Genomic DNA, 22602 nt, shown 5'->3' on the forward strand with positions numbered 1-22602 from the left:
CGCGGCCAGGCGCGCCGACCGTCCGTCCCGTCCCCGCACGCATGGGGACGGGACGGACGGGTACCGCACCCCCGCCCCCGCACGCCCCCGCCCCGCGCACTCCGGCCCCCCCCGCATCCGGCCCCGCCGGTGTGGCGCACATCATCCCGCGCGCCCGCCCCCACCGTTTGAACAGGTTCAAATCTGTCGTACAGTGGCCACGTGAAGCTCGCCGTGACAGCACCGGACCGACTCACCGTCCGCACCGTCCCGATCCCCGACCCGGGCGACCTCATCGCGCGGCTTCCCCACCCCGCCGCACTCGCCTGGATCCGCCACGGCCAGGGCATCGTCGGCTGGGGCGAAGCCGCCCGGCTCACCCTCCCCGGCGGCGACGACCGCTTCACCACCGCCACCCGCCTCCTCGGCGAACTCTTCGGCGCCGCCGACATCGACGACCCCGTCGCCCTCCCCGGCACCGGACCCGTCGCCTTCGGCTCCTTCGGCTTCGACCCCAAATCCGGCGACTCCACCCTCATCGTCCCCCGCCGCGTCCTCGGCCGCCGCGACGGACACGCCTGGCTCACCACCATCGGCGACACCACCGACCCCCTCGCCCTCGCCAACCCGCCCCAACCCCCCACCGGCCTCACCTGGAGCGACGGCGCCCTCCCCGAACACCGGTGGAAGGACGCCGTCGCCGCCGCCGTCGACCGCATCCGCGCCGGCCACCTCGGCAAAGTCGTCCTCGCCCGCGACATCACCGCCCGCGCCACCGCCCCCATCGACGCCCGCGTCCTCCTCCAGCGCCTCGCCGGCCGCTTCCCCGCCTGCTACACCTTCTCCTGCGCCGGCCTCGTCGGCGCCACCCCCGAACTCCTCATCCGCCGCACCGGCGACGACATCGAATCCCTCGTCCTCGCCGGCACCACCCCCCGCGGCGACACCCCCGCCGACGACCGCGCCCGCGCCGACCGCCTCTTCTCCTCCGCCAAGGACCGCGAAGAGCACCGCTACGCCGCCGACATGGTCCGCGACGCCCTCACCCCCCTCTGCTCCCAGCTCACCGTCCCCGGCCGGCCAGAACTCCTCACCCTCCCCAACGTCATGCACCTGGCCTCCCCCATCCGCGGACGCCTGGCCGCCGACCGGTCCGTCCTCGACGTCGTCGCCGCCCTGCACCCCACCCCCGCCGTCTGCGGCACCCCCACCGCCACCGCCCTCGACCTCATCCGCGAACTCGAGGGCATGGACCGCGGCCGCTACGCCGGCCCCGTCGGCTGGGTCGACGCCCGCGGCGACGGCGAATGGGGCATCGCCCTGCGCTGCGCAGAGATCGACGGCACCCGCGCCCGCCTGTTCGCCGGCTGCGGCATCGTCGCCGACTCCGACCCCGCCGCCGAACTCGCCGAAGCCCACGCCAAATTCCGCCCCATGCGCTACGCCCTCCACGGCTGACCCGCCCCCCCGCACCGCCACGCACCAACCCGCACCAACCCGCCCCGAGCTGTGCCGATGACCCCCACCCCGCGACAGACCACCCCGCCGCCCCCGGTACGGTCTTCCTCGACCCCAGCACACGGAGACGGAGGACGAAGCACCGTGGACGTCGAACGGACCGCTTTGCCCGGCATCGGCCTGCAGCACATCATGACCACCGACCGCGGCCGCCAACTCGGCGTCATCTCCCACCGCACCGGCCGCCGCGACCTGGTCATCTACGACAAAGAAGACCCCGACAGCTGCATCGCCACCGTCGCCCTCACACCCGAAGAGGCCAACGCCATCGCCGAACTCCTCGGCACCGGCCGCATCATCGAACACCTCGCCGAACTCCACCGCCAGGTCGAAGGACTCGTCACCGAACAGGTCCCCATCCCCGCCGGCTCCCCCTACGACGGACGCCCCCTCGGCGACACCCGCGCCCGCACCCGCACCGGCGCCTCCATCGTCGCCGTCGTCCGCGACGGACAGGTCCTCGCCAGCCCCCGCCCCGACTTCACCTTCCTCGCCGGCGACATCGTCGTCGTCGTCGGCACCGGAGAAGGCACCACCGCAGTCGCCCAGATCCTCACCCACGGCTGACCGCCCATGCACTCAGCCGTACAGCTCATCGAACTCGGCGCCATCATCCTCGCCCTGGGGCTCCTCGGCGCGGTCTCCGTCCGCTTCTCCATCTCCCCCATCCCGCTCTACCTCATCGCCGGCCTCGCCTTCGGCTCCGGCGGCATCCTCCCCCTCACCACCAGCGAGGACTTCGTCTCCATCGGCGCCGAGGTCGGCGTCATCCTGCTGCTGTTCACCCTCGGCCTCGAATACACCGCAGGCGAACTCGTCAGCACCCTGCGCACCTCCGCGCCCACCGGCCTCGCCGACCTCGTCCTCAACGCCGCCCCCGGCGTCGCCGCCGCACTCCTCCTCGGCTGGGGCCCCGTCGCCGCCGTCGCCATGGGCGGCATCACCTACGTCACCTCCTCCGGCATCACCGCCAAAGTCATCGGCGACCTCGGCTGGCTCGGCAACCGCGAAACCCCCGCCGTCCTGTCGGTCCTCGTCTTCGAGGACCTCGCCATGGCCGCCTACCTGCCCATCCTCACCACCCTCCTCGCCGGAGCCGGCCTCATCGGCGGCGCCACCGCCCTCGGCGTCGCCGCCGCCACCATCACCGTCATCCTCTTCGTCGCCCTCCGCCACGGCACCCTCGTCGAACGCTTCGTCGCCTCCCCCAGCGAAGAGGTCCTCCTCCTCAAAGTCCTCGGCCTCACCCTCCTCGTCGCCGGCGTCGCCCAGCAGCTCCAGGTCTCCGCCGCCGTCGGCGCCTTCCTCGTCGGCATCGCCCTGTCCGGCAGCCTCGCCCACACCGCCCAGAAACTCCTCAGCCCCCTCCGCGACCTCTTCGCCGCCGTCTTCTTCGTCTTCTTCGGCCTCCACACCGACCCCTCCGACCTGCCGCCCGTCCTCGGCATCGCCGCGCTCCTCGCCGCCGCCGGCATCATCACCAAGATGGGCACCGGCTGGATCGCCGCCGCCCGCGCCGGCATCGCCACCACCGGACGCCTGCGCGCCGGCGCCTCCCTCGTCCCCCGCGGCGAGTTCAACATCGTCATCGCCGGCCTCGCCGTCAGCGCCGGGACCAACCCCCGCCTCGGCCCCCTCGCCGCCGCCTACGTCCTCATCCTCGCCGTCGCCGGCCCCGTCATCGCCCGCGGCACCGAACCCCTCGCCGGCCTCCTGCGCACCCGCCGCGCACGCCGCCGCGCCCCCCAGACCGACGACGACGTCCCCCTCGTCTCGCGCCCCGTCCCCCACAGCACCACCAGCGACACCGGGCCCACACCCACCATCTCCTGACCCGCCCCCGCAACGCCCCGCACGGCCTCACGCGGCCTACCGCGCGAGGCCGTGCGGCTTCACGCGGCGGACGGCTGGCACCCCGGACACCAGAACAGGTTCCGCCCCGCCAGCACCGCCGCCGCCACCGCCGTCCCGCACACCAGGCACGGCAACCCCGCACGCCGGTACACGTACACCTCACCACCATGATCATCCACCCGCGGCGGGCGCCCCATCGCCTCCGGCGTGTGCTCCGGACGCACCGTGTCGATCCGCCCCGCCCGGACCCCCTCCGCCATCAGCACAACCAGATCCGACCAGATCCCCGCCCACCGCTCCGCCGACAGCCGCCGCCCCGGCAACCGCGGATCGACCCCCTGCCGGAACAGCACCTCCGCCCGGTAGATGTTCCCCGGCCCCGCCACCACCGACTGATCCATCAGCAGCACCCCCACCGGCGTCCGCGCCCGCGAGATCCGCCGCCACGCCGCCTCCGGATCGGCGTCCGCCCGCAGCGGATCCGGCCCCAGCCGGTCCCGCAGCAGCTTCACCCCGCCCGGCTCCAGCACCTCGCACCGGTTCGGCCCCCGCAGATCCGCGAAATGCTCACCGCCCTCCAACCGCAACCGCACCAGCCCCACCGGCTCCGGCGCCGGCAGCCCACCGAACCCGACCTTCCCGTAGATCCCCAGATGGACGTGCAGCGTCGACTCGTCGTCGAACCCCAGCAGCAGATGCTTGCCATGCGCGTCCGCCCCCACCAGCACCCGCCCGTCCAACCGCGCCGCCCCTTCGGCGAACCGCCCCTGCGGACTCGACGCGCGAACGGCACGGCCGCCGAACATCCGCTGATGCTCGGCGGCCAGGCGATGAATCGTGTGTCCCTCCGGCATGGCCCGGAGCCTATCCCCGCCCCTCCCGCAACGGCGCACCGATCTCCCGCATGTGACCGAGAGCCTCCCGGTACGACGCCACCAGACCCGTCTCGGTGTACGGCAGGCCCACCGCCGCGCAGTGCTCCATCACCAGCGGCCGCACCCGCCGCAGGCCGCACCGCGGGATCCCCGGGAACAGATGGTGCTCGATCTGGTAGTTCAGCCCGCCCATCAGCCAGTCCGTCACCACACCGCCCCGCACGTTCCGCGACGTCAGCACCTGCCGCCGCAGATGCCCCCACCGCTCACCCGGCCCCGGCATCGCCATCCCCTTGTGGTTGGGCGCGAACACCGCACCCAGATGCACCCCGAACAGCGCGTGCTGCACCGCGATCAGCGCCACCGCCTGCCCCACCGGCAGCAGCGCGAACGCCAACGACAGATACCCCGCCGCGTGCGCCAGCAGCAGACCGCCCTCCAGCAGGACGTCACGACGCGACCGGCCCCGCAGGAACAGCAGGCTCCCCACCTTCAGGTTCACGCCCTCCAGCGTCAGCAGCGGAAAGAACAGCGCCGCCTGGTGCCGCGCCACCCACCGCAGCACGCCCCGCTGGCGCCCGGCCTGCTCCTGCGTCCACGCCAGCACCCCCTCGCCGACGTCCGGGTCCTTGCCCACATGGTTCGGATTCGCGTGGTGCCGGTTGTGCTTGTCGTTCCACCACCCGTGCCCCATCCCCAGCAGCAGGTTCCCCAGCAGCAGCCCCAGCCACCGGTTGCCCCGGGCCGTCCGCGCGATCTGCCGGTGCCCCGCGTCATGCCCGAGGAACGCCGTCCGCGCCGCCACCACCGCCAGCGGGACGCCCAGCAGGACCGTCCACCACCCGTCCCCCGCCCACGCGACCGCGGCCCACAGCGCGGCCGTCGCCGCCAGGTTCAACCCGATCGCCCGCGCGTAGTAGCCGCGGCGGCGCTCCAGCAGCCCGCTCTCGCGCACCCGCCGCGCCAGCGGGGCGAAGTCGCTGCCGGCCCGGCCGGCCCTCCCACCGGGCGGCGCGGGAGCGGAGACGCCGGCGGGAGCGCCGGGAGCGTGCAGGGTCGCGGGCATGGAACCTCCAGTGCGAGGGGAAACCGACACCCCGCAAGCTACGGAGCGTGACACCGGGCGGTCGCCCCGCTGGAGAGCCATCCCTCCCCTGGCTCACAGGTCCCGGTCGGCCCACCGCGTCTCGCTCCCTGAGATGATCACCGCCCGCATCGGCCGGAAGCGGACCCTGCACAAAAGCGGGGACACCCCACCCATATAGGGTCACAAGTCATGGACGATGGCACACGGTGGATCGAACTCGACGGTGCGGTCAACGCCCGAGACCTCGGCGGCCTCCCCACGGTGGACGGACGCACCACCCGGCGGGGACGCGTACTCCGCTCCGACAACCTCCAGGACCTCTCGGTCGCCGACGTCCGCCTCCTCCTCGACGACTACGCCCTCAAGAACGTCATCGACCTGCGCAGCGACGCCGAGGTACGGCTCGAAGGGCCCGGACCCCTCACCCGGATACCCACCGTCACCGTCCACCAGCTCTCGCTGTTCCCCGAAGGCGGCCGCCGCACCGACGTGTCCGCCGACGTCGATGCGGACGTGGACGTCGACCGGGCGCTGCCCTGGCAGGACCGCTCCACCGGCCACTACCTGGGCTACCTCACCGACCGCGGCGACTCCATCGTGGCCGCCCTGCGCGTCATGACCCGCACCGACGGCTCCGCACTGGTGCACTGCGCCGCCGGCAAGGACCGCACCGGCGTCGTCTGCGCCCTCGCCCTCGACGCCGCCGGCGTCACCCGCGAGGCCATCGTCGCCGACTACGCCCAGACCGGCGAGCGCCTGGAGGCCGTCCTGGACCGGCTGCGCGCCAGCGACACCTACGCCGCCGACCTCGACTCCCGCCCCGCCGACACCCACCGGCCCCACGCCGCCATCATGGAGAAGCTCCTCGCCCGCGTCGACGAGCAATACGGCGGGACGCTCGGCTGGCTCGCCGGGCACGGCTGGACACCCGAGGACACCGACGCCCTGCGCGACCGCTTCCTCTCCCCCTGAGCAGGCTTCCCCTTCGGGGAAGGTTGTTTTCAAGGTGAGGATGGAAACAACCCGCCCGGCGCCTTTACGTTGTAAGTTCAATACCTGTCGACCAGGGGAGCATCGCCGATCTCGCCGGGCTCCCCCGGGTCAGGCCAGCGCCGCGCGCACCGCGTCCTGCGCCGCCGTGCGCATCTCCGCGTGCAGCGCCGCGTTCGCCTCCCTGTCGGTGCGGGCCTCCACGATCCGCAGCCCCTCCCCCGCCAGCGCCTTCGGCAGGTCCGCCGCCGCCTCCAGCCGCCGGTACGGGACGCCGTTCGCCGCCGCCACCGCGCTCACGTCCACCTGGTGCGGGGTACCGAAGACCCGCTCGAACGGGCCGGCCAGCGCCGCCTGCGGCAGCAGCGAGAAGATCCCGCCGCCCTGGTTGTTCACCACCACCACCGCCAGATCCGGACGCCGGTCGTACGGGCCGATCACCAGCCCGTTCTGGTCGTGCAGGAACGCCAGGTCGCCCAGCAGCGCGTAGGACCGGCCGCTGTGCGCCAGCGCCGCGCCGATCGCCGTCGACACCAGCCCGTCGATGCCGCTCGCGCCCCGGCTCGCCATGATCCGGATCCCGCGGCGCGGCCGCATCACCTGGTCCAGGTCCCGGATCGGCATGCTCGCCGCCGTGAACAGCAGCGACCCGCCCGGCAGCCCCGCCACCAGATCCCGCGCCAGCCGCGGCTCGGTCACCTCCGGCACCGCGTCCAGCACCGCGTCCACCGCCGCCGCGGCCGCCAGGTCGGCGGTCCGCCACGACTTCAGCCACGCGTCGTCGCCCGACACCACCGGGATCTCCACCTCCGGCGCGACCTGCGTCGCCGACCGGACCGGGTCCGGCCAGTGCGACAGGTCGGGCGCCAGCACGATGTGCTCCTCGGCACGCCGCAGCAGCGACAGCAACGGCCGCGACAGCCCCGGCTTGCCCAGCGTCACCACCACCTCCGGGCGGTGCCGCTCCACGAACTCCGGCACGCCCAGCAGGAAATGGTGCGACGTCAGCGCATGGTCGCCGTAGCGGGCGTTGCCGTTCGGCTCGGCGAGCACCGGCCAGCCCGCCATCGACGCCGCCGCCACGTACCGCTTGACGTTCACCGCGCCGTCGCCCACCACCAGGACGCCGCGCCGCGTCGGCGGGACGTGCAGCACCGACCCCGGGGTCGCCGCCCGCACCTTCGTCCACGCGCCCGTCACATCGCCGTCGAGCGGCTCGCACCAGGTCTCGTCCCCATCGGGGATCAGCGGCTCCCGGAACGCCGCGTTCAGGTGCACCGGCCCCGGCGACGGCGCCTGCGCCACCCCCCACGCGCGGCTCACCAGCGACCGCCAGTACGCCACCATCCCCGGGCGGTTCTCCGGCACCCCGACCTCGGTGCTCCACCGCGCCGCCGTTCCGTACAGCTTCACCTGGTCGATCGTCTGGTTCGCGCCGGTGTCGCGCAGCTCCGGCGGGCGGTCCGCGGTGATCACGATCAGCGGGACGCCGGACTCGTGCGCCTCGATCACCGCCGGATGGAAGTTCGCCGCCGCCGTCCCCGACGTGCACACCAGCGCCACCGGGCGCCCCGACCGCTTCGCCAGCCCGAGCCCGAGGAACGACGCCGACCGCTCGTCGATCCGCACGTGCAGCCGGACCCGGCCGTCCTCCTCGGCCGCCTGCAGCGCCAGCGCCAGCGGCGCCGACCGCGACCCCGGCGCCAGCACCGCGTCGGTCATCCCGCAGCGCAGCAGCTCGTCGACCAGCACTGCCGCCAGCGCGGTCGCCGGGTTCACGGCGCCGCCCCGATCACCGCCGGGCCGCCCAGATGCTCCTGCGCGGCCAGCGCCCGCTCCCGCCACGCGGCCTCCGGCCCCGCCCAGCGGTCCAGCGCCCCGGCGTCCACCGCCGGCCGCCGCACCTTGATCTCCCCCGCCACCGGGCGCAGCGGCTCGGCGGCGACGTCGCCCTCCAGCAGCGACAGCGTCCCCAGCCCGCACGCGTACCGCAGCTCCGGCAGCGCCGCGGCCAGCGCCACCCCCGCCGCCAGGCCCACCGACGTCTCCACCGCGCTCGACACCACCACCGGCAGCCCGCACGCCTCCGCGACCCGCAGCGCCGCCGCGACCCCGCCCAGCGGCTGCACCTTCAGCACCGCGACGTCGGCCGCGCCGGCGGCGCGCACCTTCAGCGGGTCCTCGGCGCGGCGGATCGACTCGTCCGCCGCGATCGGCACATCCACCAGCCGCCGCACCCGCGCCAGCTCCTCCAGCGTCGCGCACGGCTGCTCGGCGTACTCCAGCTCCCACCGGTCCAGCGCCCGGATCATCCGGGCCGCGCGGTCGACGTCCCAGCCGCCGTTCACATCGATCCGGACGCGGCCGTCAGGGCCGATCGCGTCCCGGACGGCCTCCACCCGCGCCATGTCGTCGGCGTCGCTCTGCCCGCGCTCGGCGACCTTCACCTTCGCGGTCCGGCAGCCGGACTCCTTGGTCAGCGCGAACGCGCGCTCGGGGCCGACCGCCGGGATCGTCGCGTTCACCGGGATCCGGTCGCGGACGGGCGCCGGCCAGCCCTCGAACGCGGCCTCCCGCGCGGCGGCCAGCCAGCGGGCGCACTCGGCCGGGCCGTACTCGGCGAACGGCGAGAACTCCCCCCAGCCGGCGGGCCCCTCGATCAGGACGCCCTCCCGCCGCGTCACACCGCGGAACCGCGTCCGCATCGGGATGGAGTACACCCGCACCCGCCGACCCCCTGACCTGCCGCTGCTCTGCCCGCCTAATCACGGTATTCCGGAGCACACCGTGCGTTCGAACCCCTAGTAGTACCACGGGAAACGCGACCAATCGGGGTCGCGCTTCTCCAGGAACGAGTCCCGCCCCTCGGCGGCCTCGTCGGTGCCGTAGGCCAGGCGCGTCGCCTCGCCCGCGAACACCTGCTGCCCCACCAGCCCGTCGTCGATCAGGTTGAAGGAGAACTTCAGCATCCGCTGCGCCGTCGGGCTCTTGCCGTTGACCTTGCGCGCCCACTCCAGCGCCGTCGCCTCCAGCTCGGCGTGCGGGACGACGGCGTTGACCATGCCCATCCGGTGCGCGGCCTCGGCATCGTAGGTGTCGCCGAGGAAGAAGATCTCCCGGGCGAACTTCTGCCCGACCTGACGTGCCAGGTACGCCGACCCGAACCCGCCGTCGAAGCTCGCCACGTCCGCGTCGGTCTGCTTGAAGCGGCCGTGCTCGCGGCTGGCGATGGTGAGGTCGCACACCACGTGCAGGCTGTGGCCGCCGCCCGCGGCCCAGCCCGGCACCACGCAGATGACGACCTTGCCCATCATCCGGATCAGCCGCTGCACCTCCAGGATGTGCAGCCGCCCCGCCCGCGCCGGGTCGATCGTGTCGGACGTCTCGCCCTCGGCGTACTTGTAGCCGTCCTTGCCGCGGATGCGCTGGTCGCCGCCCGAGCAGAACGCCCAGCCGCCGTCCTTGGGCGACGGGCCGTTGCCGGTCAGCAGCACGCAGCCGATGTCGCTGGACATCCGCGCGTGGTCCAGCGCCCGGTACAGCTCGTCCACCGTGTGGGGGCGGAAGGCGTTGCGCACCTCCGGCCGGTTGAACGCGATCCGCACCGTGCCGTGGTCGACGGCGCGGTGGTAGGTGATGTCGGTGAAGCCGAACCCCTCGACCTCTTTCCACGCGTCCGCGTCGAACAGCTCCGAGACCATGTGTTCCCTCCGTCAAGACCCGCGCCGCCGGGGGCGCGGGGCGGCCGGTGACCCATTCAACCCTCCCCGCGTTTGAACGCGTTCAGCGGGGTCGTCTACGCTGATGGGATCATGGATCGCCCGCTGCACGCCGCCGTCCTGCCGCCCGGCCCCCGGCTGCTGCGGGCCCTCGCCGCCGCCCTCGACGGCGGCCCCGCGCTCTGCCCGCTCTCCCCGGACCTGCCCGGACCGGCGCTGGACAGCCTGCTGGACGCGCTCGCCCCCGACGCGGTCGACACGCCGGACGGGCTGATCCCGCACTCCCCCGGCCGCGGCCGGGCGCCCGTCTCGCCGGGCACCGCCGTGCTGATCGCCACGTCCGGCTCCACCGGGGCCCCGAAGTTCGTCGAGCTGGCGGCGGACGCGCTGCGGCACTCCGCCGCCGGCACCCTCGCCCGCATCGGCGCCGCGCCCGGCGACCGGTGGCTGTGCTGCGTGCCGACCAGCCACATCTCCGGCGTGCAGGTGCTCGTCCGGTCCCTGGTCGCCGGCACCGGCCCGGTCATCGCGCCGCGCTTCGACGCCGCCGCCGTCGCGGAGGCCGACGGCCTGCACGTCTCGCTCGTGCCGACCCAGCTGCGCCGCGTGCTGGACACCGGCGCCGACCTGTCCCGGCTCGGCGCGATCGTGCTCGGCGGCGCCGCCGCCGCGCCGGGCCTGCTCGCCGAGGCCCGCGAGCGCGGCGCCCGGGTCTTCACCACCTACGGGATGAGCGAGACCTGCGGCGGCTGCGTCTACGACGGCGTCCCGCTGGACGGCATGCGCGTCGAGCTCGGTGAGGGCGGCCGGATCCGCCTGGCGGGGCCCTCGCTGTTCACCGGCTACCGGCTGCGGCCCGACCTGACCGCCGCGGCCCGCGACGGCGACTGGTTCGTCACCCAGGACCTCGGGGCCCTGGAGGACGGCCGGCTCCGCGTCCGGGGCCGCGTCGACGACGTGATCAACACCGGCGGGGAGAAGGTCGTCGCCGGCGAGGTCGCCGCCGCGCTGTCGCGGCACCCGGCGGTCCGCGACGTCGTCGTGGTCGGCCGGCCCGACCCCGAGTGGGGCGAGCGGGTCACCGCCGTCGTCGTCCCCGCCGCCCCGGCGGTGCCGGAGCTCGCCGACCTGCGGGCCCTCGTCCGGGAGACGATGCCGGCCTTCGCCGCCCCCCGCGAGCTCGAGCTGGTGGACGCGATCCCGCTGCTGGCGTCCGGCAAGCCCGACCGCGCCCGCCTGCGCACCCCCGCGGCCACCTGACCTGCGAGAACGAGACGCCGCGCGCTAGGGTCGGGGATCGCGTCCGCATGACCCGGACGGGCAGTGGGCTTCATCACGCGGCTACGGCCCGGCGCCTTTACGTAGTAAGGTGACATCGGTTCAGGTCAGGGCGCGAGAAGCCGTGTGAACCCACTCATTCCGGGCACCAGACCGTTCTGGATCGTTCCTCCGCGATCCCCCGGGGACGGGCCGTCGTCCCGCGGTCCTGGGAACAATGACCCGGCCGTGCGACGTTCCGTTAAGTGCGTGCGCCACCAGCGAACACACAATCCGCGCCGCACTCACACCGAAGGGAGGGGGGTGTCCCCATGCCGCGAAGCGCCGTCGAGACCCCGCTCACGGAGCCGGCGGGCCCCGCGCTCAACGAGCTCCTCAAGCGGGGCCGCGCCCAAGGGCGCCTCTCGCTCGACGAGGTCCGGGGGGCCTTCGAGGCCGCCGGGATCAGCCCGGCCCAGGGCCGCTCCATCCTGCGCGAGCTGTCCGAGGCCGGGATCAGCCTGGCCGGCGAGGCCGACACCGTCCGCAAACTCGCCGCGGCCGCCGACCACGACGGCGGGGAGACCGCCCAGGCGCCGACCGGGCCCGCGAAGAAGCGCACCTCCCGCAAGACCGCCAAGACCGCCAAGACCGCGCGCAAGACCGGCCGCGGCGGCGCCGACACCGCGGATACCGCCGGCGCCGCGGATCCGCAGGACGCCGCCAAGGACGCCCCCGCCGACGGCGGGTTCGAGGTCACCACCGCCGAGGTCGAGGCCGACACCGGCGGCGACACCGGGGCGGACCTGGACGACCAGTCCACCACCATGGGCGACTCCGTCCACACCTACCTCAAGGCCATCGGGCGCCGCCAGCTGCTCACCGCCGAGCAGGAGGTCGACCTCGCCAAGCGCATCGAGGCCGGGCTCTACGCCGAGCACAAGCTGGAGACCGAGGACCTCTCCCCCGGCGTCCGCGCCGACCTGGAGTGGGTCGCCGCCGACGGCCGCCGCGCCAAGGCCCACATGCTGGAGGCCAACCTCCGGCTCGTGGTGTCGGTCGCCAAGAAGTACTCCGACCGCGGCCTGTCGCTGCTGGACGTCGTCCAGGAGGGCAACCTCGGCCTGATCCGCGCCGTGGAGAAGTTCGACTACTCCAAGGGCTACAAGTTCTCCACCTACGCGATGTGGTGGATCCGGCAGGCCATCCAGCGCGGCTTCGCCGACTCGGCCCGCACGATCCGCCTGCCCGTGCACGTGCTGGAGATGCTCAGCAAGCTGAGCCGCGTCGAGCGCGACATGCACCAGCGGCTCGGCCGCGAGCCCACCCCGGAGGAGCTCGCCGCCGAGCTCGACAAGAGCCCCGAGCAGGTCCGCGAGCTGCTGCGCACCAGCCGGCAGCCGATCAGCCTGGACTCCACGATCGGCGAGGACGGCGAGACCCGCATCGGCGACCTCATCGAGGACACCGACAGCCCCGAGGCGTCCGAGCTCGTCGACCGGCAGCTCATGGCCGACCAGCTGCGCCGCACCCTCGACATCCTGTCGCCGCGCGAAGCCAAGATCATGGCGATGCGGTTCGGGCTGTACGACGGGACGCCGCGCACGCTGGACGAGATCGGCAAGGCCCTCGGGCTGACCCGCGAGCGGATCCGCCAGCTGGAGAAGGAGTCGCTGTCGAAGCTGCGGCACCCCAGCAACGCCCGCCCGCTGCTGGACTTCGCCGTCTGACCCGTCCCCGCACGGGCGCGGCAGGGCCCGCCGGACCGCACGGTCCGGCGGGCCCTCGCGCTTTCCCCGGCCACGCGCGCCGGGTCGGCGGCCCGTGGTCAGCAGCCCCGGACGGCGAACGCCAGGAACTGGGTGACCTCGCGCTGGTCGAAGTTGTCGTCGGAGGCGGCGACCAGGGTGCACTCCCCCGACCTCAGCCGCGGCCCCCACGCCAGCGCCTCCAGGTTCTGCGTCGGGGTCGCGAACGCGCCGAGGTCGGCGACGAGCCGCTTGCGCACCGGCCGGAACCGGGCGTCCCCGGCCAGGGAGTCGCGGTGCAGCACGTCCGTGGCGCCCCGCACGTCGAACTCGTACAGCCGGGCCTTGTAGCCGACGCCCTCGAGCCAGGACCGCTCCAGCGCCAGGAACCGGTGGCCGCCCGCGTCGAGGATCTCCGACACGCCGCTGTCGGTGGCGCCGCCGGCCGGTCGCGGCGCGGCCGGGAGCGGGTCGACGGGGTAGGCGTACTGGGCGCGGACCCGGCCGGCGCGGTCCCACAGCGTGAGCCGGGTCAGCGCGCCGTGCCGCACCGTCGGCGGCTCGCCGTCCTCGTAGCGGGGGCCCTCGACCATCGCGGCGACGCCGTGCGGGGTGACCGCCAGCGCCTCGAAGCCGAAGTTGCGGCGCGGGCCCCGGTGGTCGGTGGTGAGCCGCAGCGGCGGCGGGACGCGCAGCCCCCCGGCGTGCCGCCCGTCGGTCCGCGCCCAGTTCAGCGACATCGGCGACAGCGGGATGCCCGGGTGGCCCTCGTCGGGCCGGTCGCCCTCGCTGCCCCACAGCAGCCGCCGGGTGCGGGGGTCGAACCGGATCGTCTCCGGGTCGGCCGACCCCGGCTCGCCGAAGGCCGGGTAGGGCCCGCCCCCGGGACGGCGGAGCGTGACCGCGCCCGAGATCCGCACCCCGCCGAACCGCCCGGTCGCGGGGTCGATGTCGAGCCGGCCGGTGTAGAAGCGGGCCGGGTCGTAGCGCCACCGGTCGTCGGAGATCAGATACCAGGTACCGGTGCGGGGATCGCGGTCGATCCCCGAGATCCCGCCGAAGGTGGTGCCGCCGGCCTTCATCATGTGCGGGAGCCGCTGCTCCCCAAGGAAGCGCGTGATCTGCAGCGCCCGCGCCGCGGGACGGGCCGCCGCGCCGTCGGCGGCCTCCGCCCGGGGCCGCCCGTCCGCGAGCGCCGCGCCCGCCACCGCCGCCAGGACGGCGGCGGCAGCCGCCGCTCCCCGCCACATCACCCTGTTCACGTCCACGTCGATCGCCGCCACCCTTCGCATCCGAACGAACACACTCCGTGCGCAGGGCAAGTATGCTGCAGCGCCGCCCGGGCCGCGGGGATTTCTCAGTCGGCGCGGCGGAACTCCACGATGGCGACCGCCATCAGGCCGAAGCCCATCCCGAGGACGATGAGGATCTCCAGCCAGACCGGGACCGTCCAGCCGCCCCAGGTGACGCCCGGGTCGAACGTGCGCAGCAGCCGGTCGGAGACGTCCAGGTGCGCGAACACGACGTGCCGCATCGGGTCGACCGCGTAGGTGAGCGGGTTGAAGCGGGTCAGGACGCTCAGCCACGCCGGCAGGCCGTTCAGCGGGTACAGCGCGCCCGACAGGAACATCATCGGCATCATCGCCATCTGCATGAGGCCGAAGAACGCCTGCATCTGGGTGATCCGCGCCGCCATCATCACGCCGAACCCGGTGAGCGCGAACGCCCCGATGAACATCAGGCCGACCAGCTGCGCCATCAGCGCCGGGTCGTAGGGGACGCCGGCCAGCGGCGCGAGCAGCACGATCACCACGCCCTGCAGCGTCGCCACGACCGCGCCCCCGACGCACTTGCCGATCACGATGGCGCTGCGGCTGACGGGCGCCACCAGCATCTCGCGCAGGAACCCGAACTCGCGGTCCCACACGATCGACCCGGCGGAGAACATCGCGGTGAACATCACCGACATCGCGCACACGCCGGGGTAGATGAAGGTCTTCAGGTTCACCTCGCCGGCGGGGCCGCCGCCGCTGGCCACGAGGTTGGACAGGCCGGTGCCCATGACCAGCAGCCACAGCACCGGCTGGACGAGCCCGGACACCATCCGCAGCTTGTCGCGCCAGAACCGGATCAGCTCCCGGTGCAGGACGATCTTCACGGCGCGCAGGTCCCGCCGCAGGCCGCGCTCGGGCACCCGCACCCGGACGACCCCGGCGGGCGGCGCCGTCTCCGCGGTACTCCCCATCGTCATCTCCTCGTCACCCGCATCGTCATCCGCATGCGGTCGCTGCTGGTCGCCTCGGCGTCCCGGATCGTGGAGCCGGTGAAGGACATGAACACGTCGTCCAGCGACGGCCGAGCCACGTTCACCGAGCGGATCGGGACGCCCAGCTCGGCGAGCAGCCGCGGCACGAACGCCTCCCCGGCGGCGACCGAGAAGGTCACCGCGCCCTCCGACACGACCGCGGCCAGCCCGAACCGCTCCTCGATCGCGGCGATCGCGGCCGCGTCGTCGGCGGTCCGGATGCGGATCCGGTCCTCGCCGACGCCCGCCTTGAGCGCCTCGGGGGTGTCGAGCGCGACGATCCGCCCCGAGTCCATGATCGCGATGCGCTCGCAGAACTCGGCCTCGTCCATGTAGTGCGTCGTCATGAAGATCGTGATCTCCTCGGCCGCCTGCAGCTGCCGGATGTACTCCCAGATCGAGGCCCGGGTCTGCGGGTCCAGGCCGACGGTCGGCTCGTCCAGGAACAGCACCCGCGGCGAGTGCAGCAGGCCGCGCGCGATCTCCAGGCGGCGCTTCATGCCGCCGGAGTAGGTCTGCACCAGGTCGCCGCGCCGGTCCCACAGGTTGACCATCTCCAGCACCTGCCGGATGCGGTCGCCGGTCACCGAGCGCGGCACCCCGTACAGCTCGGCGTGGAAGCGCAGGTTCTGCTCCCCCGACAGGTAGCCGTCGAGGGTGGGGTCCTGGAACACCAGCCCGATGTTGCGGCGCACGCTGTCGCGGTCGGCGACGACGTCGTGCCCGGCGACGCGGGCGCGGCCGGCGGTCGGCCGCAGCAGGGTGCAGAGCATGTTGATCGTGGTGGACTTGCCGGCGCCGTTCGGGCCGAGGAAGCCGAAGATCTCCCCCGGCCGCACGGCGAGGTCGATCCCCCGCACCGCCTCCACCTCGCCGAACCTCTTGATCAGGCCGTCGACCTCGACGGCGGGTCCCCCGTCCGGCATGGGGCCTCCCTCCGCATGGAGCGCACACCCAGATTTTGGGCTCTCCAACGGTAGGAGTACCCTATCTCTCACGTCAAGAGAGATAGGTCGTTCCAAGCAATCCGAGGAGCCGGACGTGACGGACCAGTCCGACCCGATGTTCGACTCGCCCAGCTACCTGATGTTCGAGATGGTGCGGCTCGTCAGGCGCACCTCCGCCCGCATGCTCCCCGGCCAGCCCCGGCTGCCGCAGCTGCTCGTCCTGTGGTGCGTGGCGCGCGGCGGCCCGCTGTCGCAGCGCGCCGTCGCCGAGCGGCTGCGGATGGACCCCGGCGACCTGGTCGGCATTGTGGACGCCCTGGAGAAGGACGGCTACCTGGAGCGCCGCCGCGACCCGGGCGACCGGCGCCGGTACGCGCTGGAGGTCACCGGGGACGGGCGGCGGTTCCTCGACGCGGCCCTGGAGGCCCGCATACGGCTCAACGAGGCCCTCTTCTCGCCCCTGTCACCGCAGGAGCGGGCGCTGTTCAAGGAGATGATGCTGCGGGTCCTCGCCCACCACGACGACCGCTTCGCCGGCCCGGACGGTGAAGCCGGCCGGGATTGCGGCCGGGGCGCGGCCCCCGGTCAGGACGCGAACGCCGGCACCCGCGCGGCCGCCCGCGACCGGGCCTCGTCGTAGCGGCGCAGTACCAGCCGCGCCACCGCGGGATGCGCGCCGAGCGGCGGCGCGGTCGCGTCGGCGCCGCAGGCCGCGGCCCGGTCGTGGAACCGGCCCGGCGCCAGCAGGTAGGACGCCACCGCCACCCGGCGGGCGCCCTCGCGGCGCAGGTCCGCCACGACCTCGTCCAGCACGGGCCCGCCGGCGGCGACGAACCCGTGCCGGACGGGCCGGCCCAGCCGCCGCGCCAGCAGCCGGGCGGCCTCCCGGACGTCGGCGAGGCCGGCCGGGTCGGCGGATCCCGCCGCGCCGAGGACGACGGCGTCCGGGCGCACCGGGATCACGGTCACGGCAGTGCCCTCCGCACTTCCAACCGCACTTCCACCCGCGCCGCCGGCCCCGCCATCGGCCAGGCGGCCGGCGAGCGCGTGCGCGAGCAGCGGGTCCGGGCCGAGCGGCCGGGCCGCCACCGCGCCGGGCAGCACCCGCGCCGCGCGGCCCGGGAAGTCGGCCAGCGCGTGGTAGCCGCGCGCCAGCAGCAGCGGCACCACGACCGCCGGCCCGCCGCCGAGCGACGCCGCGGCGTCCTCCAGCGACGGTTCGGCCAGCTCGCCGTAGGCCTCGGCGACCCGCAGGCCCGGCCGCATCGCCCGCACCCGGGCCAGCAGCTCCCGCACCGCGGCGGGCCCGGCCGGGTCCCGGGTGCCGTGCGCGACGGCCAGCAGCGCCGGCTCAGCCACCGGCGCCCGCCGCGAGCCGGCCGGCGGGACGCGGGTCGCACGCCAGCCGGTAGCCGCGCTTGACGACCGTCTCCACGATGCCCGGGCGGCCGAGGCCGCGGCGCAGCCGCGCCACCGCCATCTCGACCGCGTGCTCGTCGGCCTGCGGCCGCGCCTCCCGGCCGCGGCCGGCGCCGTTGCCGGCCGGGCGGCTCGGCAGCGCGCCGCACAGCTCCGCCCGCGACACCACGTGCCCGGGGCGCCGGGCGAGCGCCCGCAGGATCGCCATCGGCGCCGGCGCGATCGGCCGCAGCTGCCCGTCGAGCACGACGGCGTGCCCGCGCAGCTCCAGCGACGCGCCGCGCACCGACAGCCGCCGCGACCGGCGCCGCGGCAGATCGGTGACCAGCGCCCGGACCAGCGCGCCGAGCCGCGCCCGCTCCGGCTGGACGGTCGGCACGCCGCGGTCGGTGAGCGCCCGCGCCGTGACCGGGCCGACGCACGCCGCCACGACCGGGCCGCGCATCGCCTCCAGCAGGGCCTCCTCCAGCCCGTCCTCGGCGGCGACCGCGAGGGTCGCCGCGACCGCCGGCGCGCTGGTGAACGTGATCGCGTCGACGGTGCCCGCGACCGCCTGCCCGGCGAGCCGGCGCAGCGGCGTCGGGTCCTCGGCGCGCGACCACCGGTACACCGGGACCTCGATCACCTCGGCGCCCGCGGCGCGCAGCGCCGCGGTCAGCTCCGGCTGCCGCTCGCCGTACAGCTGCACGGCGACCCGCGCCCCGGTGAGGTCGCGCTCCAGGAGGTGCGCGATCACCTCGTCGCAGCCCTCGGACAGCGGCGACCACGCCTCCCGCAGCCCCTCCGACCGGATCGCGCCGCGCGCCTTCGGGCCGCGGGCCACGATCCCCGCCCCGGCGAGGCGGGCGACGAGCGCGTCCCGCAGCCCGTGCCCGTCCGCCGCCTCCAGCCACGCCCGGAACCCGATCCCGGTCGTGACCACGAGGTGGTCGAGCGGGCCGGCGGCGACCGCGCGGGTCGCCTCCAGCAGTTCGGCGTCGTCGGAGAGCGGGACGAGCCGGATCGCGGGAGCGGCCACCACCCGGGCCCCCCGCCGCTCCAGCAGCGTCGCGAGCTCCTCGTGCCGCCGGGCCGCGGTCACCCCGACGGCGAAACCGGCCAGGGGGCCGGTGCGGCCGGCCGCGGCCTCACTGCCGGTGCTCATCGGTGAGCGCCACCTCCACCCGGTCCCCGGCGCGGCGCACCGGGAACACCGGCAGCGCCACCCTCGGGTCGTCCAGGCACGCCCCCGTCCGCAGGTCGAACACCTGCTTGTACATGGGGGACGCGACCGTCGGCGTCCCGTCGCGGGTGCCGAGGATCCCGCGCGACAGCACGTAGGCGCCGCTGAACGGGTCGAGGTTGGACAGTGCGAAAAGGGAGCCGTCGTAGACCCGGAAGACCGCCACCTGGACGCCGTCCACCATCGCGCACACCCCGCGCTCGGGAATCAGGTCGGCGTAGGAGCAGATGTCGAACCAGCGAGCCGTCCCGAGGCCCGCCGGGTCCCTGGTGATCGTCGCTTCTGGTGTCGTGGTCATGGTCCGAATCCTCCGTTCGAGCGGTTTCGCGGCGGGGTCCCCTTTGTCACCGCCGTGTTAAAAGGGGCTCACGGCCGCCTCGAGGCGGACCGCGCAGACCTTGAACTCCGGCATCCGCGACACCGGGTCCAGGGCGGGGTTGGTCAGCAGGTTCACCCGCTCGTCCCCCGGCCAGTGGAACGGGACGAAGACGGTGTCGTCGCGGATCGCGTCGGTGAGCCGCGCCCGCACCGTCACGGCGCCGCGGCGGCTCTCCAGCCGCACCTCGGCTCCGTCCTCGATGCCGAGCCGGGCCGCCAGATCCGGGTGCAGCTCGGCGAACGGGCCGGGCGCGGCCTCGGCCAGCGCCGCTACGCGCCGGGTCTGCGCCCCCGACTGGTACTGGGCGAGGACCCGCCCGGTCGTCAGGTACACGGGGTGCTCGGCGTCCACGTCCTCGGCGGGCCCGCCGTGCTCGACGGGGACGAACCGGGCGCGGCCGTCCGGGGTGGCGAAGCGGTCCAGGAACGGTCGGGGCGTGCCGGGGTGGTCCGGGGACGGGCAGGGCCAGAACACCCCGCCCTCGGCCTCGATCCGCGCGTAGTCGATGCCGGAGTAGTCGGCCCTGCCCCCCGCGCTCGCGCGGCGCAGCTCGGCGAACACCTCCTCGGGGTCGGTGCTCCACTCCCCCGGCGCCTTCAGCCGCTCGGCGAGCGCCGCGATGATCTCCAGGTCGGTGCGGGCGCCGGCCGGCGGGCGGGCGGCGCGGCGGCGGCGCAGCACCCGGCCCTCCAGGTTCGTCATCGTGCCGGACTCCTCCGCCCACTGCGCGGCGGGCAGCACCACGTCGGCGCGGCGCGCCGTCTCCGAGGGGACGAAGTCGGCGACCACCAGCAGGTCCAGGGCGGCGAGCCGCTCCTGAACGTGCGCCGCGCGCGGCGCCGACACCACCGGGTTGGACCCGAACAGCAGCAGCGCCTTCGGGCCCGCGCCGGTTCCGAGCGCCGACAGCAGCTCGTACGCCGACCGGCCGGGGCCCGGCAGGTCGGCCGGGTCGATCCCCCACACCCGGGCGACGTGCTCGCGGGCCTCCGGGTCGTCGATCCGGCGGTAGCCGGGGAGCTGGTCGGCCTTCTGGCCGTGCTCGCGCCCGCCCTGCCCGTTGCCCTGCCCGGTGATGCACCCGTATCCCGAGCCCTCGCGGCCGGGCAGGCCGAGGACGAGCGCCAGGTTGATGAAGGCGGTGACGATGTCGGTGCCGCGCGCGTGCTGCTCGGCTCCCCGCCCGGTCAGCACGTGGGCGCGCGGGGCCCGGGCCAGCAGCCGGACGGCCTCGCGCATCGCCGGGACCGGCACGCCGGTGATCCGCTCGACGCGGTCGGGCCAGTAGGCGTTGGCGGCGGTCCGGACGGCCTCGAACCCGGACGTGCGCGCCGCGATGTAGGCGTCGTCGGCGAGGCCCTCGGCCAGCGCCAGGTGCAGCAGCCCGCACGCCAGGGCGGCGTCGGTGCCGGGCACCGGCTGCAGGTGCAGGTCGGCCTGCCGGGCGGTGGCGGTGCGGCGGGGGTCCACGACGATGAGGGCCCCGCCGCCCTCGCGCATCTCGGCGAGGTGCCGCATGAACGGCGGCATCGTCTCGGCCGGGTTCGCGCCCGCGAGCAGGACGGCGCCGGACGCCGCGAGGTCGGTGACCGGGCCCGGGAGCCCGCGGTCCAGCCCGAACGCCCGGCCGGAGGCGGCCGCCGCCGACGACATGCAGAACCGGCCGTTGTAGTCGATCTGCGACGTGCCGAGCGCAACGCGGGCGAACTTGCCGAGCTGGTAGGCCTTCTCGTTCGTCAGCCCGCCGCCGCCGAAGACCGCGACGGAGTCCGGGCCGTGCAGCGCGCGGAGCCGGGCGGCCTCGGCGGCGACGCGGTCGAGCGCCTCGTCCCAGCCGCACGGGCGCAGCGGCTCGTCCCTGCCGTGCCGCATCAGCGGCGTGGTCAGCCGGTCGGGGACGGTGAGCAGCTCCGCGGCCGTCCAGCCCTTCTGGCACAGCCCCCCGCGGTTGGCGGGCACGTCGTCCCGCGGTGCCACCCCGAGGCCGCCGCTCGCGGTCCCGCTCAGGGTCATGCCGCACTGCAGGGCGCAGTACGGGCAGTGCGTCGGAGTCGCGTTCATTCTGCCGAGGCTCGGCGGGCGCCGTTTCGCGGCCGAGTCCCCTGTGTGACCCCGGTGTTAAATGCCCTTCACGACCGCGCACCGCGTCCGTCGAGGTCAGCGGCACGGCGTCCGCTGCGGCGGGCGGCCCGCCACCGGCCTTGACGAACGCGTGTCAAGCGTTGTCGATCCCTGTCATGCCCTATTCGTCATTATTTATGGGATTCTCGAACGGATTCACGGCGGCCCGGTGATCTCGCGGAGGATGCGGCCCCCGCCGCCTCCCCGCCCCGATCCCGCCGCGGTGATCACGCCTAACCTCGGTACATGCCCGACCTTGCTTACTACGCCTCCCTGCCGCGCGCCCGCGGCGCCGCGGCGGCCCTGCTCCTGGACGACCTCGGGCGGGTCCTGCTGGTCAAGCCCACCTACAGCGAGGGCTGGTATCTCCCCGGCGGGGTCATCGAGGCCGACGAGTCCCCGCTGTCGGCGTGCGTCCGCGAGTGCGAGGAGGAACTCGGCCTCGTCCCCCGCCTGGACGGCCTGGCGTGCGTCGACTGGGGCTCCCCCCGCGACGACGGCGTCGACGCCGTCAACGTGTTCGTCTTCGGCGGCTCCATCACCGGCGCGGAGATCGCCGCGATCCGGCTGCCGCCCGAGGAGCTGTCCGACCACGTCCTGGTCGCGCCGGAGAAGGTCCCCGAGCTGGCGCCGCCGCACGTCTCCCGCCGGATGGACCCCAGCCTGCGCGCCATGGCCGACGGCCGCGCCGTCTACCTGGAGGACGGCCGCGAGCAGCCGTTCGGCGCCGCCCGCGCCCGGCCCGGCCGCACCTGACCGGCCCGCACCCGACCGGGCCGCACCTCGCCGGGCCGCCCGCGCCCGCCGCCGGCCGCGCACCCCCGCGCGGCCGGGCGGTCACACCGGGACCGCGTCCTTGATCTGCCGGGCGCCGTCCGGATCGACGGCGCGGGCGCAGTGCGCGCAGCAGTAGAAGTGCCCGCCCACCTCCACGCCGTGCCCCATGATGCGGCACTGGCAGTGCTCGCAGATCGGCGCCATCTTCGTGATCGCGCACTCGAACGAGTCGAACGTGTGCACCTGGCCCTGCGCGTGCACCTCGAAGGCCATCGCGTAGTCGTTGCCGCAGACCTCGCAGGTCGCCATCGCTCTCGTCTCCGTTTCCCCCGCCGCGCCGCGGTCACTGCCTACCCGGCCTCCCCGGGTCTACCCCGCCCTCACAGCCGGCGGGAACGCGCTGTG

At 74.9% G+C, this 22602-nt stretch carries 21 protein-coding genes; 8 read left to right on the forward strand and 13 right to left on the reverse strand.

All coding sequences use genetic code 11. The annotated features are described in order from the left end of the window. Nucleotides 1-201 precede the first annotated feature (201 nt). The 3 genes from CHF16_RS15875 to CHF16_RS15885 all read left to right on the forward strand — a co-directional run bounded on the left by CHF16_RS15875 (nt 202) and on the right by CHF16_RS15885 (nt 3330). Nucleotides 202-1437, forward strand: a complete 1236-nt coding sequence (locus tag CHF16_RS15875; RefSeq protein WP_089326798.1) for an isochorismate synthase — start codon at nt 202-204, stop codon at nt 1435-1437. A 144-nt stretch (nt 1438-1581) separates the two neighbouring features. Continuing rightward, complete coding sequence (locus CHF16_RS15880; RefSeq protein ID WP_179271546.1) at nt 1582-2064, forward strand: cation:proton antiporter regulatory subunit; 483 nt, start codon at nt 1582-1584, stop codon at nt 2062-2064. 6 nt (nt 2065-2070) lie between these two features. Then, the gene (locus CHF16_RS15885) at nt 2071-3330 is read left to right on the forward strand and encodes a cation:proton antiporter (RefSeq protein WP_089326800.1); all 1260 of its coding nucleotides are present in this window, start codon (nt 2071-2073) and stop codon (nt 3328-3330) included. 59 nt (nt 3331-3389) lie between these two features. Here CHF16_RS15885 and CHF16_RS15890 read toward each other — a convergent pair whose 3' ends face one another. Both CHF16_RS15890 and CHF16_RS15895 read right to left on the reverse strand, forming a co-directional pair. Continuing rightward, nucleotides 3390-4205 carry an Fpg/Nei family DNA glycosylase gene (locus tag CHF16_RS15890; RefSeq protein WP_089326866.1) on the reverse strand — a complete coding sequence of 272 codons (816 nt, stop codon included), beginning with the start codon at nt 4203-4205 and terminating at the stop codon, nt 3390-3392. 10 nt (nt 4206-4215) lie between these two features. Further along, nucleotides 4216-5292, reverse strand: a complete 1077-nt coding sequence (locus tag CHF16_RS15895) for a fatty acid desaturase family protein (RefSeq protein ID WP_089326801.1) — start codon at nt 5290-5292, stop codon at nt 4216-4218. A 210-nt stretch (nt 5293-5502) separates the two neighbouring features. Here CHF16_RS15895 and CHF16_RS15900 point away from each other — a divergent pair, with 210 nt between their 5' ends. Beyond that, nucleotides 5503-6285, forward strand: coding sequence for a tyrosine-protein phosphatase (locus CHF16_RS15900; protein WP_089326802.1), 783 nt, complete (start codon nt 5503-5505; stop codon nt 6283-6285). 129 nt (nt 6286-6414) lie between these two features. Here the strand turns inward: CHF16_RS15900 and menD are convergent, their stop codons facing one another. The 3 genes from menD to CHF16_RS15915 form a co-directional block, all read right to left on the reverse strand. Next, the gene (gene menD / locus CHF16_RS15905; protein WP_089326803.1) at nt 6415-8082 is read right to left on the reverse strand and encodes a 2-succinyl-5-enolpyruvyl-6-hydroxy-3-cyclohexene-1-carboxylic-acid synthase; all 1668 of its coding nucleotides are present in this window, start codon (nt 8080-8082) and stop codon (nt 6415-6417) included. Then, nucleotides 8079-9008, reverse strand: coding sequence for an o-succinylbenzoate synthase (locus CHF16_RS15910; RefSeq protein ID WP_245868580.1), 930 nt, complete (start codon nt 9006-9008; stop codon nt 8079-8081). The genes menD and CHF16_RS15910 overlap by 4 nt, the downstream gene beginning before the upstream one ends. A 96-nt stretch (nt 9009-9104) precedes the next feature. After that, a complete protein-coding gene (locus tag CHF16_RS15915) occupies nt 9105-10004 on the reverse strand; it encodes a 1,4-dihydroxy-2-naphthoyl-CoA synthase (RefSeq protein WP_089326805.1) in 900 nt (299 codons plus the stop codon). Between the two features lie 111 nt (nt 10005-10115). Between CHF16_RS15915 and CHF16_RS15920 the strand changes: the two genes are divergently transcribed. Both CHF16_RS15920 and CHF16_RS15925 read left to right on the forward strand, forming a co-directional pair. Then, complete coding sequence (locus CHF16_RS15920; protein ID WP_179271547.1) at nt 10116-11282, forward strand: AMP-binding protein; 1167 nt, start codon at nt 10116-10118, stop codon at nt 11280-11282. 329 nt (nt 11283-11611) lie between these two features. Next, nucleotides 11612-13009, forward strand: a complete 1398-nt coding sequence (locus CHF16_RS15925) for an RNA polymerase sigma factor (protein WP_089326806.1) — start codon at nt 11612-11614, stop codon at nt 13007-13009. A 98-nt stretch (nt 13010-13107) separates the two neighbouring features. Here the strand turns inward: CHF16_RS15925 and CHF16_RS15930 are convergent, their stop codons facing one another. The 3 genes from CHF16_RS15930 to CHF16_RS15940 all read right to left on the reverse strand — a co-directional run bounded on the left by CHF16_RS15930 (nt 13108) and on the right by CHF16_RS15940 (nt 16258). Next, nucleotides 13108-14319 (reverse strand): esterase-like activity of phytase family protein, encoded by a 1212-nt coding sequence (locus tag CHF16_RS15930; protein WP_245868582.1) that lies wholly within the window; start codon nt 14317-14319, stop codon nt 13108-13110. A gap of 65 nt (nt 14320-14384) precedes the next feature. Next, nucleotides 14385-15272, reverse strand: a complete 888-nt coding sequence (locus CHF16_RS15935; protein ID WP_089326807.1) for an ABC transporter permease — start codon at nt 15270-15272, stop codon at nt 14385-14387. Nucleotides 15273-15274: 2 nt separating this feature from the next. Next, nucleotides 15275-16258 (reverse strand): ATP-binding cassette domain-containing protein, encoded by a 984-nt coding sequence (locus CHF16_RS15940; RefSeq protein ID WP_089326808.1) that lies wholly within the window; start codon nt 16256-16258, stop codon nt 15275-15277. A 115-nt stretch (nt 16259-16373) separates the two neighbouring features. On the opposite strand from CHF16_RS15940, the gene CHF16_RS15945 reads away from it, so the two are divergent. Next, nucleotides 16374-16919, forward strand: a complete 546-nt coding sequence (locus CHF16_RS15945) for a MarR family winged helix-turn-helix transcriptional regulator (protein WP_179271548.1) — start codon at nt 16374-16376, stop codon at nt 16917-16919. Here the strand turns inward: CHF16_RS15945 and CHF16_RS15950 are convergent. The 4 genes from CHF16_RS15950 to CHF16_RS15965 are packed head-to-tail and all read right to left on the reverse strand — an operon-like array spanning nt 16865 to nt 21360. Continuing rightward, nucleotides 16865-17638 (reverse strand): sirohydrochlorin chelatase, encoded by a 774-nt coding sequence (locus CHF16_RS15950; protein WP_245868585.1) that lies wholly within the window; start codon nt 17636-17638, stop codon nt 16865-16867. The two genes, CHF16_RS15945 and CHF16_RS15950, sit on opposite strands and share 55 nt — an antisense overlap. Next, nucleotides 17631-18842: a uroporphyrinogen-III synthase gene (locus tag CHF16_RS15955; RefSeq protein ID WP_089326810.1), complete on the reverse strand. Its 1212-nt coding sequence runs from the start codon at nt 18840-18842 to the stop codon at nt 17631-17633. Before CHF16_RS15955 ends, CHF16_RS15950 begins: the two co-directional genes overlap by 8 nt. After that, nucleotides 18826-19218 carry a nitrite reductase small subunit NirD gene (nirD, locus tag CHF16_RS15960; protein ID WP_089326811.1) on the reverse strand — a complete coding sequence of 131 codons (393 nt, stop codon included), beginning with the start codon at nt 19216-19218 and terminating at the stop codon, nt 18826-18828. The genes CHF16_RS15955 and nirD overlap by 17 nt, the downstream gene beginning before the upstream one ends. Before the next feature lie 57 nt (nt 19219-19275). Next, nucleotides 19276-21360, reverse strand: coding sequence for a molybdopterin oxidoreductase family protein (locus tag CHF16_RS15965; RefSeq protein ID WP_089326812.1), 2085 nt, complete (start codon nt 21358-21360; stop codon nt 19276-19278). Nucleotides 21361-21666: 306 nt separating this feature from the next. Between CHF16_RS15965 and CHF16_RS15970 the strand changes: the two genes are divergently transcribed. Further along, on the forward strand, nt 21667-22176 hold the full coding sequence (locus CHF16_RS15970; RefSeq protein ID WP_089326813.1) for an NUDIX domain-containing protein: 510 nt from the start codon (nt 21667-21669) through the stop codon (nt 22174-22176). An 81-nt stretch (nt 22177-22257) separates the two neighbouring features. On the opposite strand, the gene CHF16_RS15975 is transcribed toward CHF16_RS15970, so the two are convergent. Beyond that, on the reverse strand, nt 22258-22506 hold the full coding sequence (locus CHF16_RS15975) for a hypothetical protein (protein WP_089326814.1): 249 nt from the start codon (nt 22504-22506) through the stop codon (nt 22258-22260). Between the last annotated feature and the right edge of the window lie 96 nt (nt 22507-22602).

It is taken from the genome of Actinomadura meyerae, from assembly GCF_900188445.1.
Classification (GTDB): Bacteria; Actinomycetota; Actinomycetes; order Streptosporangiales; family Streptosporangiaceae; genus Spirillospora; species Spirillospora meyerae.

Bases quoted from the DNA above. Each gene is read 5' to 3' on its own strand.
- CHF16_RS15925 (WP_089326806.1), top strand. From the start codon at position 11,612: ATGCCGCGAAGCGCCGTCGAGACCCCGCTCACGGAGCCGGCGGGCCCC.
- CHF16_RS15940 (WP_089326808.1), bottom strand. From the start codon at position 16,258: ATGCCGGACGGGGGACCCGCCGTCGAGGTCGACGGCCTGATCAAGAGG.
- CHF16_RS15895 (WP_089326801.1), bottom strand. From the start codon at position 5,292: ATGCCCGCGACCCTGCACGCTCCCGGCGCTCCCGCCGGCGTCTCCGCT.
- CHF16_RS15900 (WP_089326802.1), top strand. From the start codon at position 5,503: ATGGACGATGGCACACGGTGGATCGAACTCGACGGTGCGGTCAACGCC.
- CHF16_RS15930 (WP_245868582.1), bottom strand. From the start codon at position 14,319: ATGCGAAGGGTGGCGGCGATCGACGTGGACGTGAACAGGGTGATGTGG.
- CHF16_RS15885 (WP_089326800.1), top strand. From the start codon at position 2,071: ATGCACTCAGCCGTACAGCTCATCGAACTCGGCGCCATCATCCTCGCC.
- CHF16_RS15915 (WP_089326805.1), bottom strand. From the start codon at position 10,004: ATGGTCTCGGAGCTGTTCGACGCGGACGCGTGGAAAGAGGTCGAGGGG.
- CHF16_RS15935 (WP_089326807.1), bottom strand. From the start codon at position 15,272: ATGGGGAGTACCGCGGAGACGGCGCCGCCCGCCGGGGTCGTCCGGGTG.
- CHF16_RS15910 (WP_245868580.1), bottom strand. From the start codon at position 9,008: ATGCGGACGCGGTTCCGCGGTGTGACGCGGCGGGAGGGCGTCCTGATC.
- CHF16_RS15920 (WP_179271547.1), top strand. From the start codon at position 10,116: ATGGATCGCCCGCTGCACGCCGCCGTCCTGCCGCCCGGCCCCCGGCTG.
- nirD (WP_089326811.1), bottom strand. From the start codon at position 19,218: ATGACCACGACACCAGAAGCGACGATCACCAGGGACCCGGCGGGCCTC.
- CHF16_RS15965 (WP_089326812.1), bottom strand. From the start codon at position 21,360: ATGAACGCGACTCCGACGCACTGCCCGTACTGCGCCCTGCAGTGCGGC.
- CHF16_RS15955 (WP_089326810.1), bottom strand. From the start codon at position 18,842: ATGAGCACCGGCAGTGAGGCCGCGGCCGGCCGCACCGGCCCCCTGGCC.
- CHF16_RS15970 (WP_089326813.1), top strand. From the start codon at position 21,667: ATGCCCGACCTTGCTTACTACGCCTCCCTGCCGCGCGCCCGCGGCGCC.
- CHF16_RS15975 (WP_089326814.1), bottom strand. From the start codon at position 22,506: ATGGCGACCTGCGAGGTCTGCGGCAACGACTACGCGATGGCCTTCGAG.
- CHF16_RS15890 (WP_089326866.1), bottom strand. From the start codon at position 4,205: ATGCCGGAGGGACACACGATTCATCGCCTGGCCGCCGAGCATCAGCGG.